A 16,297-nucleotide genomic window follows, 5' to 3' on the forward strand; every position below is an offset into this window, starting at 1 on the left:
AATTATTAAATGTAATACTATTATTATTGCCCGGTAAAATTAGGCTCTCTTTTTTCGATAAATGCTTGGATTCCTTCTTTCGCATCATTAGTATCGAAAACTTCACCAAACATTGTTGCTTCATTCTCAACCCCTTGATAAAATTGGGCTGATTTACTATAGTTTAGTAATTTAATAACCGCTTTTAATGACACTGGACTCTTCTTCTCTATTTTCTTTGCTAGTTTCATCGTTTGTTCCATTAGCACCTCTTCAGGAAATGCCCTTGTCGCTAATCCCCATTGAACCGCTTCCAATCCAGAAATAGGCTCACTAGTAAACATCATTTCTGCTGCCTTAGCTGTACCAACATATTTTGGTAGTCTTTGCGTACCAGCAAATCCAGGAATTATTCCTAATTGTAACTCTGGCAATCCTAGCTTCGCCGTTTCACTTACTAATCGAATATGACAGCTCATCGCAAGCTCTAATGCACCTCCTAATGCTGCGCCATGGATGGATGCAATAATTGGTTTTGGGAACCGTTCCATTTTTTCAAAAAGCTGCTGTCCATCACGTGCAAGCTTCGAAAATTGCTCTCCAGATTGGACAACAGTAAATTCTTTAATATCAGCTCCAGCAGAGAAAAATCTTCCTTCCCCATGCAATACAATGACACGAACATCCGTATTATTTTCTAGCTCGGATAATAATCCATCCAATTCATGTAGCAATGAATTAGACAATGCATTTGCTGGTGGACGATTAATCGTTATTATTGCAGTTTTGCTCTCTAGTCTCCATTTTAAAAATTCCATTCAACCCATCTCCCTTCACTATATTGAAAAATTAGTAGTTTTATACCCCTTTGTACGATATATTAGTGATGAGACCCGCACCCGTGGATTAGCATATCCTTCACCTTTGGTGCAAGTCGGACTAAATCATATTTTTGTTCATTCATAACCCAAGTAGTAACGGTTTCATCAATCGTACCAAATACCATTTGGCGCGCTAATCTTGTATCTAATTCCTTTGAGAATTCCCCAGTTTCTATTCCTTGAATTAAAATCTGATCTACTAATTGTAAATATCCTTTAAGAATTTCATTAATTTGTGCACGTAATTCCTTGTTTGTTTGACGCAATTCTAATTGTGTAACAATTGCTAAATTACTATCCTCTGATAATATCCGAAAATGATTTTCAATCAGTAATCGTAATTTTTCAGATGCACTGTTTTCTCCTTGAATTACTTCCTCTAGCTTCTCGACGAACTGACCCATTTTTTCCTGGAAAACGGAAATTAATATATCTTCTTTATTTTTAAAGTAAAGATAAATGGTTCCATCTGCTACTTTTGCGTTTTTCGCTATTTTAGAAACTTGTGATTGGTGATAGCCATTTTCAGCAAAAGTTACAACTGCTGCATCAATGATTTGTTTATATTTTGGTTTTTGTGTTTTCATTATGTTCACCTTTATCCTTTTACGTAAATACTAGCTGAGAAAAATAAAATATGAATGAATCATCATTCATATTTTATGATAAAGGGTTATCATATTTTTGTCAATGAAAATGTCTATATAGTTGTCCAAACTTAACGAAAAAGCATGCCCAAAGTTTCGGGCAAATACTTCATGAACGGTAATAGCCTTTAATCTATTTTATTTAATCGTTCAAGCTTCTGTCTTTCTTCTGCTACTAATTGTCGTCTTAAAATTTTTCCAACCGTTGTTTTCGGCAATTCTTTCCGAAATTCATATACACGAGGAACTTTAAATGCTGCTAAATGCTTTCGCGTAAAAGTATTTAATTCATCCTCTGTCACATTCGCCCCATCTTTTAATACGATATATGCTTTCACCGTTTCCCCACGATATGGATCTGGAACGCCAACAACAACTGTTTCTTTAATTGCAGAATGCTCGTATAATACCTCTTCAATCTCTCTTGGATAAATATTAAATCCTCCAGCGATAATAACATCCTTCTTCCGATCCACAATATAAAAATAACCTTCCTCATCCATATAACCAATATCTCCAGTATATAACCACCCGTCACGCAATGTTTGCTCTGTATCCTCTGGGCGCTTCCAATACCCTTTCATAACCTGAGGACCTTTGACAACTAGTTCTCCCATTTCCCCTGGCGGGAGTGCTTCATCCGTCTCAAGTGAACGAATTTCTGCTAAAGTATCTGGCCAAGGTAGGCCAATACTACCTTTTACCCGTTCACCATCCCAGAGCAAATTTGCATGGGTAACTGGTGACGATTCGGTTAATCCATAGCCTTCCACTAATTTTCCACCGGTTATTTTTTCAAATTGATCTTGAACTTCTACAGGTAATGGTGCAGATCCACTAATACAGCTATCGATAGAGGAAAGATCGTATTTCGTCAGCTCCGGATGATTTAATAAACCGATATACATTGTTGGTGCACCTGGAAAAAGCGTCACCTGCTGCTCGGATATCGCCTTCAACATCGTTTTTGTCTCTGGCTTTGGAATTAATACCATTTTTTGCCCTCTGGCAACAGATAATAGTAATACAGTAGTCATTCCATATACATGAAATAGTGGAAGTGCACCTAACACTACTTCGCCTGCTTCTTTACACCTATACATCCAAGCCTCACACATTTTAGCATTGGATGCAAGATTTTCATGAGTAAGCATAACTCCTTTTGGAAATCCCGTCGTTCCACCAGTATATTGCAATATTGCAATATCCTCATGATAATTCACCGTTTGCACGGTTTCCTCTGGTACTCCTTGCTTAATACATTCCGATAATACATGGTGATTTCCTAAATGGGCAACTTTAACAGAAAAACCATACTGTTTCTTTTGAATAAATGGATACACTAGATTTTTCGGAAATGGTAAAAAATCCTTAATTGCAGTAACAATAATATGTTTTACATTCGTTTCCTTTTCCACCTTTTTTATTCTTGGAAATAAAATATCTAAGGCAATAATTACTTTTGCACCCGAATCTTGCATTTGAAAGGCCAATTCACGTTCGGTATACATAGGATTCGTTTGTACTACAATACCACCGGCAAATAAGATTCCATAAAAACTAATCACTGCTTGCGGAGTATTCGGAAGCATAATCGCTACCCTGTCACCTTTTTCAATCCCAATTTTTTGTAAATAATTAGCAAAGCATAATACAGATTCGTATAATTCTTTATACGTTAATTCCTTACCCATAAAATGAATTGCACAATGATCGGGGTATTTTTCCGCAGTCCTTTTTAAGCTATACTGAAGCGGTTCATTTTGGTATTCCAATTCATGAGGAATTTCTTCTGGATAATGCTTTAACCATGGCCTATTTGTCATATTCTCCCTCCCTTTTATTATCCGATAAATAAGAACTTTTTTAATTGTTCTTAAAACTAATCATATATAAAAATGGTAGCGTTTACAAGAGAGAATAGTAGTACAACAAATAATTTTTATGACATCTCCATTAGGGGATATACCCTACATTTACAACCGTTAAACAAAGTAAAAACTCCTACAAATTCATGTAGGAGTAACAAATCACTCGTTAAGCAAAAAAGAATAAATAAATGATACCAATGACAAAAAATAAGCCACAGAAAATGAATAAAATTTTCCCAAGTCTTTCCAGAACTTTCTCCTCCCAAACATCTTTCTCTGTCGTTTGATGAATTATTTATATGTGATACCTGCACCAATTACATATGATAAACCGATGGAAATAATCATAGAAATTAGCCCAACTGCTCGATTATCATTTGCAATCTCATCATCGATTTTAAATTTCGGTGTGAAAAATTCAAAAATATAATAGGCGGTAATTAGCAAGAAGAAACCAAAAAATCCCCAACCAATCATCACTAATAATGTGTCATTATGCATAATGGAATGACGGAAAATATTTGCAATACCAAATATTTTCCCGCCTGTTGCCATTGCAACGGAAATATTTCCTTTTTTGATTTCATCCCAATTATTATATTTTGTTACAAGTTCAAATATCGCCATAAAGAGAAGTGTGCAAAGAACTGCTACACTAAAATTCGCCGCATGAATGACCAAACTATGTTCCCAAAAACCTTCCATCACTATCCCTCATTTATCCTTAATGTTCATATATGTTTTTCATAATAGCTAAATTGAATTTAAAAGGTGCTTATTTAAATTCTACAACCGTAACTCCAATTCCGCCCTCATTCGCATTTCCGAAGCGAATATTTTTCACGGCACGATGATTTTTCAAATAATTTTGGACACCTGAGCGAAGCGCACCAGTTCCTTTTCCGTGAATTATCGACACCCTTGGATAGCCGGCAAGCAATGCATCATCGATATATTTTTCTACTTTGATTAGTGCATCCTCAAAGCGTTCACCACGTAAGTCTAGCTCTAGCCCAACATGGTACTCTTTCCCTTTTATTGTCGTAATTGATTTCGCCTCAACAGTAGGTTTACTTTTTACTAATTCTAAATCATGTTCCTGCACCTTCATTTTTAAAATACCAATTTGGACTTGCCATTCATCATTGGCAACTTTTTCGATCAGATGCCCCTTTTGATCAAAGCTAATAACCTTCACTTCATCACCAGGCTGGAAGCTTTGCTTTTGTTTTTTTATCTTTTGTTTCCCGTCCATGGCAATAACAGGAACGGCATCTTGTAGCCTTTTCTTAGCTTCAATTAATTCATGCTCTTTTATTTCTGCTGCTTTTTCAAATTGCATTTGCCGCAAGCTTGTGATAACTTCTTCTGCTTCTCTTTCAGCCTCTTGAATAATTGCCTTCGCCTTCAATTTTGCTTTCTCTATCAACTGATCTTTCTTCTGATAGTAATCCATCATTTCTTTTTGTAAATCTTCATGTAGTTTTTCCGCTGATTTCAATAAATCGCGGGCATCTTTCTCTTCTCTTTCCGCTTGTCGAGTACTTTCCTCTAATGAAGCAATCATATTATCAATTTTATTTGTCTCTGCATGGATATGCGTTTTTGCTCTTTCAATAATTTCAGTAGATAATCCTAATCGTTTCGATATTTCAAAAGCATTACTTCTTCCCGGAACACCGATTAATAAACGATAGGTAGGACTGAGTGTCTCTACATTAAATTCCACGCTTGCATTAATAACACCTTCACGATTATAGCCATATGCTTTTAGTTCTGGATAATGGGTAGTCGCAATGACTCTTGCACCACATCGATGTACTTCATCCAGTAGTGCCATTGCTAATGCTGCACCTTCTTGTGGATCTGTACCTGCACCTAGTTCATCAAACAATACAAGACTTTCATGATTGACATGCTTTAAAATTTCCACAATATTAACCATATGTGAGGAAAAGGTACTCAAGCTTTGTTCAATCGATTGTTCATCGCCGATATCTGCAAAAATCGATTGGAACACCGCAACCTCTGAACCATCTTGCGCTGGAATTTGTAAGCCCGCTTGTGCCATTAACGTAATCAAGCCCACTGTTTTTAATGTAACAGTTTTACCACCGGTATTTGGTCCAGTAATGACAATTGTTGTAAAGTCCTTTCCAAGCTCTATATCATTTGCAACTACTTCATCCCGTGGAATAAACGGGTGACGTGCTTTAAAAAGACGGATTTTACCTTCATTATTTATTTCCGGCTTGGTTGCCTTCATTTCTGCGCCAAGCTTTGCTTTCATAAACATAAAATCTATTTCTCTTAAAATGGCCACAAGAATTCGTAGTTCTTCACTATGAGCCCCTACTTCATTTGACAATTCGGTTAATATCCGTTCAACTTCTATTTGCTCTTTCATTCGCGCATTGTGTAGCTCATTGTTTAATGATACAACCGATTGTGGTTCAATAAATAACGTTTGCCCGGAGGAGGATTGATCGTGAACCATTCCACCAAAATGGGTACGATATTCTTGTTTTACAGGAATAACAAATCGGTCGTTTCGTATTGTAATAATGGCATCTGAAAGCATCTTTTGGGCACTTGACGAACGGATAATACTTTCTAATTTTTCTCGTACTCTACCTTCGTAGCTGCGAATTTGTACCCGAACGGTGCGTAGCTTATCACTTGCACTATCTAAAACTTCACCGTTTTCACTAATCGCATTACTAATTGTACGTTCCAATGATACCGGAGGATTCATATCTTCATAATATTGTTGTAAGATTTCTAGTTTTGCTTCCTCAAATAACGGTTCAAAGAATTTTTTTATTTGTCTACTTGCACGAATAGTACTAGCAATCTCTACAAGTTCGCCAATATGGAGCATACCGCCGATTTCTGCACGTTTGACTGCTGGAATAATATTAAATATTCCTCCAAGTGGTACATGTCCTTTTAAGCGTAGGACATTTGCAGCTTCATCTGTTTCTTTTTGCAATCGGACAATTTCTTCAAAATCAGTTGATGGTATTAGGCGCTCTGCTAGTTCTTTTCCGAGGGCAGATGCGGCATGTTTTATTAATTGTGTTTTTACTTTATTAAATTCTAATGTGTGTAATGCTTTTTCGTTCACGGAGAAATCCTCCTCTTTTATCACTCATGCTTTTTACATGAAAGTTTTCTTTATATCTATTGCTGATACTATTTCATTGGAATAGTATTCGTAACTCGTTACTATATAGTTATTACATGTACTACCCTCTATAAGTATTATGAAAGGGCAGTCTTTTTATTTAATATTTGTAATAGTTCTTCCTTCGAACATGCATTTACTATCGTCTCTTTTTTTAGCCATGCTTTTCTTGCATGAGCTACTCCTAATTCCATGTTTCGTAAAGAGTCTTTATGGTGGGAGTCGGTGTTTATTATAATTTTTACTCCTGCCTCTTGGGCTTTTATTAAATATTCCACTGCTAAGTCTAGTCGTTTTGGACTTGCGTTTAATTCCAATATCGTGTTTGTTTCTTTAGCTAATTCGATCAGTTTATCCATGTTCACTGAATATCCATCACGTTTTCCGATTACTCTACCCGTTGGATGGGCGATGATATTAACATATGGATTGGTTAGGGCTGTTTTTAATCGGTTCATGATTGCCGCTTCTGTTTGGCCAAAGGCAGAGTGAATCGATGCTATTACAATATCCATTTCTTTTAACACATCTTCTTCAAAGTCTAATGTTCCATCTGGTAAAATATCCATTTCAATTCCAGAGAGAATGGTAATATCATCGTATTTTTCATTCAGCTCATGAATAATTTCCCGTTGCTTCCGTAATCTTTCTTTATCCAAGCCATTCGCAACTTTGAGGAACTGTGAATGGTCGGTAATTGCCATGTATTGATATCCACGTGACCTACAGCTTTCAATCATTTCCTCTATTGAATGCGCCCCATCACTCCAGGTAGAATGCATGTGAAGGTCTCCTTGAATATCTTGTAATGATATTAAATCCGCTACTATATTTAGTTTATCCAGTTCACTACCATCTTCACGCAGCTCAGGGGATAGATAAGGAAGATTAAAATGCTGATAAAATTCTGTTTCTGTTTGAAACGTCAATATTTTTCCCGTCTCTAATTGCTCTACCCCATATTCACTAATTTTTTCTTTTCGTTCTTTTGCAAGCTGTCGCATCCGTACATTATGTTCCTTTGAGCCAGTAAAATGATGCAATGTTGTTGCAAATTCCTCTGGCTTTACTAATCGAAAGTCTGCCGAAACATCGAGCTCGAAGGAATAAATACAAGAAACTTTTGTATCCCCTTGATTGGTTACTTCTTTAATATTTGGCATTTTCATTAGTTCTTCTTTTACAGTCTTCGGATCATTTGTTGCAATAATAAAATCTAAATCTTTAATTGTTTCCTTCATTCGTCGAATACTTCCAGCACGGGAAAATTGTTCGATCGCTTTACATTGCCTCAACTGTTCTTCAATCCAATTAGCAAGTGGCAGCATAAACGCAAGTGGTAAACGGTCTGGGCGATTTCCTATTGTTTCAATTGCCGCTAAAATTTTCTCTTCCTTTTTCACACCAAATCCTTTTAAACCGCGAATGCTTCCTTCTAGGCAAGCAGCTTTTAAATCCTCGACATTTTCAATGCCTAATTCCTTATATAGCTTTGCAATTGTTTTTCCACCAAGGCCAGGAATTTGCAATAATAATATTAATCCTTTCGGTACCTCATCCTGCAGTTTCTTCAATGCTTCAGATTTACCCGTTTGGATAAATTCCTCTATCACACTAGCGGTTCCTTTTCCAATCCCCGGTAATGTCATAAAATCCTCTATTTCTTGTAATGTCCGTTCTTCATGTTCGATTATTAATGCGGCTTTTCGAAAAGCTTGTATTTTAAACGGATTTTCTCCTTTAAGCTCCATATATATAGCAATCGTTTCCAATAAACGAATAATGTCTTTTTTATTGTCTATCAAAACCCTCACCTATTCTTTCGCTCCACCATTCATTTTTCGATGTAAGCTTAAAATTTTATACCATCCATACACCAATTACAGATGGAATAACAATCATTTCTATCATTTATAACACAAACTTTACTATGTTTACTTTACCATTTTTCATCATAGAAACAAAAAATAAACGCCATCCATACAAAGAATTGGAAGCAGCTATATCCTGAAAATATCAAAAGAAAAACTTCTCTTAGAAAGAGAAGTTATCTTTAATTAAACCACATTTCCTGTAATTGCTGAGAGAAAAGTGGCGTATTCTTAATAATACCCTTTGCCAATGCTGATTGATCAATCGTTGTTTGGACTTGTTCAATAGGAAGTAGGGAAGCTAAGTATAATAGAATGAAGATCATTAAGTAGATTTCTAGAAAGCCTAAAATTCCTCCTGCCCAAACATTTAATTGTTTAATAATAGGAATGCTTGCAACAAAATCCAGCATGGATCCAATAATTTGCAGAATAATTTTCACTGCGAAGAAAATTACAAAGAAAGCAATCCCATTATAATAAGCCTCCTCTGCATTTACTACATTTAATAAGCTTTGAATCGTATCCTGGTCTCCAAACGTTGGATATGGTATCCACAAGGTAAGTCGAAGTGCCAATTCCTTATAAAAGGATGCAGCTAAAATAAATGCGATAAAATAACTTGTTAAGTGAATTAATTGTAAAATAAATCCTCTTCTTAAACCAACAATAAAACCGATGATTAAAAGGATAATCAATATAATCGTAAGCATGCTAGTCAACCTTCCGATCCTGTATTTCTTTTTCCAATTGCTCTACTTTATCTTTCATTTTTATATATTCATGAACAGCATTTACTGCAGTAAGAACAGCTAATTTACTTGTATCTAAAGAAGGATTCCTTTTGCCAATACCGCGCATTTTTTCATCTACCATTGCAGCAACCATACGGATATGCTCCGAACTTTCCGGTCCTACAATAATATATGGTTGACCATAAATTTCTACTGTAATTCTATTTTTCTCATTTTCGGACAAGTTTATTGCCTCCATTCAAAAGAATCCTAGTTTATATGATAACATGAAAAAAATTAAATTGTGAAGGGAATTTGTAAAAATTGTCTTTTAGTCAATCATTTATCAGGTTTGGACTTTCTCTAGTTTCTTATAAACAAAAAAGGCGGCAACTCCGAAACGAGTTGTACGCCTTTTTTAACCGCTATTCATTATTGTCTTAACTCTGCTCTTGCTCTATCCTTTAGGGCAGTTAAAATTTTCTCATGTGCTTTCCCTACTTCTTCATCTGTCAAGGTACGGCTTGGGTCAAAATAAGTTAACGTGAAGGCAACAGATTTTTTACCCGCCTCTACTTTATCTCCTTCATACACATCAAATACTTTCGCTTCTTTTAATAACTTACCACCAGCAGTTCGAATAATTTCCTCTAATTCTCCTGCTGTTGTACCATTCTCAACGATTAACGCAATATCACGTGTCATCGATGGGAATCTTGGAATCATTGTATATGCTAAAGGTGGAACATTTGTATGAAGAAGCTCATCTAACATTAGTTCAAACACATAAACGTTTTTCACATCATATTGTTTTTCAACGGATGGATGGATTTTTCCAACATATCCAACTACTTGATCGTTCAATAGAATATTTGCTGTTTGGCCAGGATGCATTCCTTCATATTCGGCTTTCTCATAGCGAATCATTGTATCTAGCTGTAATTTCTTAAATAGCTGTTCTAATATTCCTTTAACTGTATAGAAATCAACTACAACCTTTTGTGCTTGCCATGGATGGTTTATATATAAGCCAGTAAGTGCCCCTGCTAAATGCTCGCTTTCCTTTGGTAATACACCTGCTCCATTTGAAAGGAAGACAGATCCAATTTCAAATAAGGATACATTTTCATTTTTTCTTGCGCGGTTATAGGAAACTGCATCTAAAAGATGTGGTATTAAGCTTAGTCGTAAAACACCATGCTCCTCGCTCATTGGCATTGCAAGCTCTACAGGCTCTGCCTTCGTTAACGCGAACTGGCTAACTTTTTCTTTACTAGTTAACGAATAGGTAATCGCTTGGTTAACACCAGCACCTTCCAATACTTCTCTTACAATCCGACGTTTCTTCTGATATGCAGTTAAGCCACCTGCTGTTTGTTCACCTTTCGGTAATGTAGTTGGTAAATTATCATATCCATATATTCGGGCAATTTCCTCATACATATCTTCAGCAATTTGTAAATCCCATCTCCGTGTAGGAATTGAAACTGAGATTTTTTCTCCATCCAATTGATAAGGGAATTGGAGGCGTTGCAATATGCTTGCTACATCATCCAACGATAATTCCGTTCCTAGAAATTGATTTACTTTACTCAATTCAATTGCAATCGAAATTGGTTCAGTTACTAATTGATCGAATTCTACTAAACCATCTAGCACTTCACCGCCTGCAAGCTCGGCAATTAATGCTGCTGCGCGCTCTGCTGCTAGATGAATGCGTTTTGGATCAATACCTTTTTCATAACGACTACTTGCTTCACTACGTAGGCCATGGTCCTTTGATGCTTTACGAACGACTGCACCTGTAAAGTAGGCAGATTCTAAAAGAATCGTTGTCGTATCATTTTGTACTTCCGAATTTGCGCCACCCATTACACCTGCTAATGCTACTGGCTCACTTCCATTTGTAATAACAAGATGATCACTGGACAATTCCCGCTCGACATCATCTAAAGTAGTTAGCTTTTCTCCTACTTTTGCACGACGAACGACAATTTCTTTTGAACCGAAACGATCATAGTCAAATGCGTGTAATGGTTGCCCATACTCCAATAAAATGAAATTGGTGATATCTACTACATTGTTATGTGGGCGAATCCCTGCATTCATTAATCTTGTTTGTAACCATAGTGGCGATGGACCAATTTTAACATTTTTTATCACTTTTGCAGTGTACAAAGGATTATCAGCTGTTGCTTCTACTGTTACTGAAATATAATCACTTGTTTTTTCATTCGAAGATGTATAATTTGATTTCGGAATCTGAACGGATTTACCTAGTATCGCAGCTGTTTCATATGCTACTCCGTACATACTCATACAATCTGCACGGTTTGGTGTCAGGCCAAGCTCAAGAATCGCATCATTTAAATTTAACAATTCTAATGCATCACTACCAGCTATAGCATCACTTGGTAATACATAAATTCCTTCTGCATAGTCCTTTGGTACAACTTTCCCTTCGAAACCAAGCTCTTGTAAGGAACAAATCATTCCGTTTGATTCTTCCCCACGAATTTTTGATTTTTTTATTTTTATATTGCCTGGAAGTCTTGCACCTGGTTTTGCAACCACTACCTTTTGTCCAGCAGCGACATTTGGAGCTCCGCATATGATTTGAACTGGTTCCCCTTCTCCGAGATCTACTAAGCATTTATTTAATTTATCTGCATTTGGATGTGTTTCTTTTTCCAACACATGACCAACTACTATGTTTTTCATTGTTGTGCTCTTTTGTTCTATTCCTTCTACTTCAATTCCTGATTTTGTAATTTTTTCCGCTAATTCTTCAGGAGTAATATTTCCTAAATCAACGAATGATTGTAACCATTTATATGAAACAAGCATGATTTAACCTCCATATCTTTCCTTTTCAATAATCACGGCCTTGGCCATTAACCAATCTATTTTCTAAACAAGTATTCACTGTTGGTGCCATTACTTCTCGGTTGAAGAATCGACAGGTGAAAATTGTTTCAAGAAACGAACATCGTTTGTATAGAAATGACGAATATCATCTACCCCATACTTCAACATTGCAATACGCTCTGGACCCATTCCGAATGCAAATCCACTATATTTCTCTGGATCAAAACCACTCATGCGCAGTACATTCGGATGAACCATACCAGCACCTAAAATTTCAATCCAACCAGTTCCTTTACATACACTACAGCCATCTCCTCCACAAATTTTGCAGGAAACATCCATTTCAACAGAAGGCTCTGTAAAAGGGAAAAAGCTTGGACGTAACCGGATTTTTCGGTCGGCACCAAAGATTTTTTTCGCAAATACTTCTAGTGTTCCTTTTAAATCACTCATGCGAATATTTTCATCAACAACTAAACCTTCAATTTGCATGAACTGATGGGAGTGTGTCGCATCATCATTATCCCGGCGATATACTTTTCCTGGACAAATAATTTTAATTGGTCCTTTTCCTTTATGTTTTTCCATTGTTCTTGCTTGAACTGGAGAAGTTTGCGTTCGCATTAATGTTTCTTCTGTAATATAGAAGGAGTCCTGCATATCACGTGCTGGGTGATCCTTAGGCAAATTCAATGCCTCAAAGTTGTAATAATCGGTTTCAACTTCCGGACCTTCCTCCACTGTATAGCCAAGGCCAATAAATAGGTCCTCAATTTCTTGTACAATTCGTGTTAATGGATGATCATTCCCTTGTGGTACTGGTCTTCCTGGCAATGTTACATCAATGGATTCCTCTGCTAATTTCTTCTGAACCGCTTCTGCTTCAAGTAATACTTGTTTTTCCTGCAAACGTTCTGCAATTTTTCCGCGTACTTCATTTGCTAATGCGCCAACTAATGGACGTTCTTCTTCAGAAAGCTTCCCCATACCACGTAATACTTCTGTTATTGGTCCTTTTTTCCCTAAATAAGCAACACGGACATCCTGTAATTCTTTCAAGCTGCTTGCTGCTTCAATTTGTAATAATGCCTCTTCTTGCAATTGATTTAAACGATCTTGCACGTTTAATTACCTCCTTTTATACGTAAAAATGAATGATGTTTGTAACACAACGGAATGCATATCCATTTGGTTATTTCAAAAAATGAACACAAAAAATCCTCGTCCAAAAAGGGACGAGGATTGAATCGCGGTACCACCCTTATTGATACATTAATCCACTATTCCTCTAGTACGAGGATTTGGATAAGTGTATCCACTTCATTTGATAACGGAATTTCCGCTCAGTCTTTACACTTCTTTCACCAAAAATACGTACAAAGTACGCAGTATTCGGTTAATGGAAGTGGTCCCGAAGAGAGCTCATGAGGTGAATTTTCATTTGGGTGCTACTGAAATGCTTTCAATCTAGGCATTTTCTCCCTGCAAGTAGCATGATGGCGTTCGCTTCGACATACTTTCCGAGCAAATATATTTGCCAAATTACTTGCCTCAATCATCGCTTTCCTTATTTAACTTAATATTATTGTTATTATATCGGTGTTTTCCAGTAATTTCAATGGCTAATACCCATCTATATAAAAATTTGCCCCATTTTTCCTGATAAAATATAATTTTTATTTATTTCCTCGTAAATAATAAAGTAGCACACCAGTTGCGACAGCTACATTTAATGATTCACTTTTTCCGTAAATCGGAATATATAAATTTTTGGTTGTTTTCGCTAATAAGGACGGATCGACTCCTTGTCCTTCGTTTCCTACAATAATTGCAAAGCTTGCTCCGGACTGCACTTCATACATCGGTTCTCCATTTTGTAATGCTGTTCCGTAAACTGGGATCGATTGTTGCTGTAATTTATCTATCCATTCGTGAAGATTGCCCCGTATAATTGGTAAATGAAAATTACTTCCTTGTGCAGAGCGTAATACTTTCGCATTATAAACGTCTACACTACCTTCACCGACGATTACTGCATCGGCTCCAACAGCATCGGCTGTCCGAATCATCGTACCTAAATTACCTGGGTCCTGTACCGCATCGATAAGTAAATATTTACTACCAGCCACTTTCGAATGGTTGAATTGTTTACAAACAGCAAAAATCCCCTGCGGTGTTTCGGTCTCAGAGATTAGTTTACTAATATCGTTTGCAATCACAAATACGTCATGACCAGAGAATTTTACCTTTGCAAGCTTTGGCTGATAGCTTTCTGTAACAATTACCTCTTGGATGAGTCCTGCCTGTAATGCTTCTTCTACTAAATGCTCTCCTTCGACGAGAAATAAGCCCGATTTATCTCGTTCTTTTTTTGTTGTTAATTTTTTCCACTGTTTCACTTTCTCGTTTTTACTTGATTGAATGTATTTCACTTGGATTCTCCTATATTCAAAAATTTTACAAAAGGGAATTTATTTTTACTCCCTTATTTCTCACATTTTACAGTATACCTAATTATTTATACATATTACACATTGAAAAGTAACACAATATCACTGATATAAAAATTTGGAGGATGATTTGCAATGAATTTCAATTTAAGAAATGCGATTATTCAAAATGTCTCAGGTAATACACAGGATCAATTGAAAGACACAATTGTCGACGCCATCCAAGTTGGGGAAGAAAAAATGCTTCCAGGTCTTGGCGTATTATTTGAAGTTATATGGAATAACGCATCACAAGAAGAGCAAAAAATGATGTTAGAAACGTTAGAAGAAGGCTTAAAGTAATTCCATTGTTTTCTTGGGGCTATTCCATAGAATTGCCCCCTTTTACTTTTTCACTGCCTTTGATCAATTTATGGCTAGTTCTTATCAAGTTACGTAACATTATTCCTTTAGAAAATAGACTGTTTATTAAAGCATACAGAAACGTGGTGAAGCTATGGACATGAACCAGCAAGAACATGAAAACCATACAATGAGTCGAAAATTTATCCCAATGACATCTCTTACTAGTGGTTTATTCCAAGAAGTGGCAGACGGTGTTTTTTGCTATGCCGTTCAAATCGTCAATATTGCCTTTATCGAAACAAACACTGGCTTTGTAATGGTGGATGCGGGTATGCCAGGTTCTAGTAAAACAATTATTTCCTTCATTCATGAGCAGTTTGGTCGCGATGCAAAACCAGAAGCAATCATTTTAACTCATGGCCATTTTGACCATATTGGTGCATTGGAACATTTAATTCAAGAATGGAATATTCCAATATATGCCCACAAGCTCGAGCTACCCTACTTAACAGGACAAAAAAATTATCCCGAACCAGATGGAACGGTAGAAGGTGGAATAATAGCAAAAGTATCCCCACTATTTCCAAATGAAGGGATTGATTTAAAAAATCATATTCAGGCACTACCAAGCGACGGAACATTGCCCCATTTGCCTGACTGGAATTGGATACATACTCCCGGTCATTCTGATGGGCATATTTCCTTATTTCGTAAAAATGATCGTACCTTAATAGTTGGCGATGCATTTGTAACGGTTAAACAAGATTCCTTATACAATGTACTCGTACAAAAACAGGAAATCCACGGCCCACCGAGATATTTAACAACCGATTGGAAAGCTGCAAAACAATCCGTAATAAAACTAGCCAAACTAGACCCAAACGCAGCCATCACCGGTCACGGTTTGCCACTAACAGGGGAAGAACTTCACAAAGGTTTAAAAACCTTAGTAAAAAATTTCGACCAATCAGAAATCCCAGATCATGGGAAATACATTTAAAATACAAATTGTTTGTTAGTGAAGAAATTCTCTCATCGTGCGCAGCCAGACTATGTCTATGCTGTAAACCTACAAACGTCCACTTATAATATTGCCTTTTATGCACTCATACTGTTTAATACAATAGAGTGCTTTTTTGCTTTTTTCTACTTTTTTCTAAAGCTTATTGTGCTTAAGAGGAAAATACACGGAGGGACACAGTTTACAGGCTATTACACTCTTTACGAAAACACCCTTTATGAAATTCATCAATTGTAAATTAAAAAAAATACATATTTTATACACATTTTAAAATTAATTATAATTATTTAAATAATTTTCCTTTATAATGATTATAAAGATATTAAATATGACAAAATTAAGGATCAAATAATATAGGAAACTTCGAAACCAATAAACTTTAAAATACTTATTATATGCAATGTTGAGCAATAAAAATCAGGGAAGCTGTAAACGAGTATATT

13 protein-coding genes are annotated in these 16,297 nt (G+C 36.2%); 2 read left to right on the plus strand and 11 right to left on the minus strand.

All coding sequences use genetic code 11. The features are described from left to right. Positions 1–23: 23 nt before the first annotated feature. From OEV98_RS11275 to OEV98_RS11325, 11 genes are all read right to left on the minus strand, one after another. Positions 24–797 (minus strand): enoyl-CoA hydratase, encoded by a 774-nt coding sequence (locus OEV98_RS11275; RefSeq protein WP_263073378.1) that lies wholly within the window; start codon positions 795–797, stop codon positions 24–26. Positions 798–859: 62 nt separating this feature from the next. Next, the gene (locus OEV98_RS11280) at positions 860–1,447 is read right to left on the minus strand and encodes a TetR/AcrR family transcriptional regulator (RefSeq protein WP_263073379.1); all 588 of its coding nucleotides are present in this window, start codon (positions 1,445–1,447) and stop codon (positions 860–862) included. A gap of 188 nt (positions 1,448–1,635) precedes the next feature. Then, positions 1,636–3,333, minus strand: coding sequence for an AMP-binding protein (locus tag OEV98_RS11285; RefSeq protein WP_263073380.1), 1,698 nt, complete (start codon positions 3,331–3,333; stop codon positions 1,636–1,638). A 336-nt stretch (positions 3,334–3,669) separates the two neighbouring features. Further along, positions 3,670–4,083: a DUF350 domain-containing protein gene (locus OEV98_RS11290; RefSeq protein WP_263073381.1), complete on the minus strand. Its 414-nt coding sequence runs from the start codon at positions 4,081–4,083 to the stop codon at positions 3,670–3,672. Positions 4,084–4,153: 70 nt separating this feature from the next. Then, positions 4,154–6,505 (minus strand): endonuclease MutS2, encoded by a 2,352-nt coding sequence (locus OEV98_RS11295; RefSeq protein WP_263073382.1) that lies wholly within the window; start codon positions 6,503–6,505, stop codon positions 4,154–4,156. A 137-nt stretch (positions 6,506–6,642) separates the two neighbouring features. Next, entirely contained in the window at positions 6,643–8,370 is a 1,728-nt protein-coding gene (gene polX / locus OEV98_RS11300; protein WP_263073383.1) for a DNA polymerase/3'-5' exonuclease PolX, read from the minus strand. Between the two features lie 248 nt (positions 8,371–8,618). Further along, positions 8,619–9,149, minus strand: a complete 531-nt coding sequence (locus OEV98_RS11305; RefSeq protein WP_263073384.1) for a CvpA family protein — start codon at positions 9,147–9,149, stop codon at positions 8,619–8,621. Position 9,150: 1 nt separating this feature from the next. Next, positions 9,151–9,414 carry a cell division protein ZapA gene (zapA, locus tag OEV98_RS11310; protein ID WP_263073385.1) on the minus strand — a complete coding sequence of 88 codons (264 nt, stop codon included), beginning with the start codon at positions 9,412–9,414 and terminating at the stop codon, positions 9,151–9,153. 188 nt (positions 9,415–9,602) lie between these two features. Next, positions 9,603–12,017 carry a phenylalanine--tRNA ligase subunit beta gene (pheT, locus tag OEV98_RS11315; protein WP_263073387.1) on the minus strand — a complete coding sequence of 805 codons (2,415 nt, stop codon included), beginning with the start codon at positions 12,015–12,017 and terminating at the stop codon, positions 9,603–9,605. A 90-nt stretch (positions 12,018–12,107) separates the two neighbouring features. Next, the gene (gene pheS / locus OEV98_RS11320) at positions 12,108–13,160 is read right to left on the minus strand and encodes a phenylalanine--tRNA ligase subunit alpha (protein ID WP_263073388.1); all 1,053 of its coding nucleotides are present in this window, start codon (positions 13,158–13,160) and stop codon (positions 12,108–12,110) included. 554 nt (positions 13,161–13,714) lie between these two features. After that, positions 13,715–14,470, minus strand: a complete 756-nt coding sequence (locus OEV98_RS11325) for a TrmH family RNA methyltransferase (RefSeq protein ID WP_263073389.1) — start codon at positions 14,468–14,470, stop codon at positions 13,715–13,717. Positions 14,471–14,623: 153 nt separating this feature from the next. Between OEV98_RS11325 and sspI the strand changes: the two genes are divergently transcribed. Both sspI and OEV98_RS11335 read left to right on the plus strand, forming a co-directional pair. Then, positions 14,624–14,830: a small acid-soluble spore protein SspI gene (gene sspI, locus OEV98_RS11330; RefSeq protein WP_263073390.1), complete on the plus strand. Its 207-nt coding sequence runs from the start codon at positions 14,624–14,626 to the stop codon at positions 14,828–14,830. 160 nt (positions 14,831–14,990) lie between these two features. Then, a complete protein-coding gene (locus OEV98_RS11335; RefSeq protein ID WP_263073391.1) occupies positions 14,991–15,833 on the plus strand; it encodes an MBL fold metallo-hydrolase in 843 nt (280 codons plus the stop codon). The last annotated feature ends 464 nt before the right edge of the window (positions 15,834–16,297 follow it).

It is taken from the genome of Perspicuibacillus lycopersici (assembly GCF_025660475.1).
Lineage (GTDB): Bacteria > Bacillota > Bacilli > Bacillales > Caldibacillaceae > Perspicuibacillus > Perspicuibacillus lycopersici.

Coding starts and splice junctions, on each gene's coding strand:
- OEV98_RS11335 (WP_263073391.1), top strand. CDS start 14,991: ATGAACCAGCAAGAACATGAAAACCATACAATGAGTCGAAAATTTATC.
- OEV98_RS11290 (WP_263073381.1), bottom strand. CDS start 4,083: ATGGAAGGTTTTTGGGAACATAGTTTGGTCATTCATGCGGCGAATTTT.
- OEV98_RS11305 (WP_263073384.1), bottom strand. CDS start 9,149: ATGCTTACGATTATATTGATTATCCTTTTAATCATCGGTTTTATTGTT.
- OEV98_RS11280 (WP_263073379.1), bottom strand. CDS start 1,447: ATGAAAACACAAAAACCAAAATATAAACAAATCATTGATGCAGCAGTT.
- pheT (WP_263073387.1), bottom strand. CDS start 12,017: ATGCTTGTTTCATATAAATGGTTACAATCATTCGTTGATTTAGGAAAT.
- sspI (WP_263073390.1), top strand. CDS start 14,624: ATGAATTTCAATTTAAGAAATGCGATTATTCAAAATGTCTCAGGTAAT.
- OEV98_RS11275 (WP_263073378.1), bottom strand. CDS start 797: ATGGAATTTTTAAAATGGAGACTAGAGAGCAAAACTGCAATAATAACG.
- OEV98_RS11285 (WP_263073380.1), bottom strand. CDS start 3,333: ATGACAAATAGGCCATGGTTAAAGCATTATCCAGAAGAAATTCCTCAT.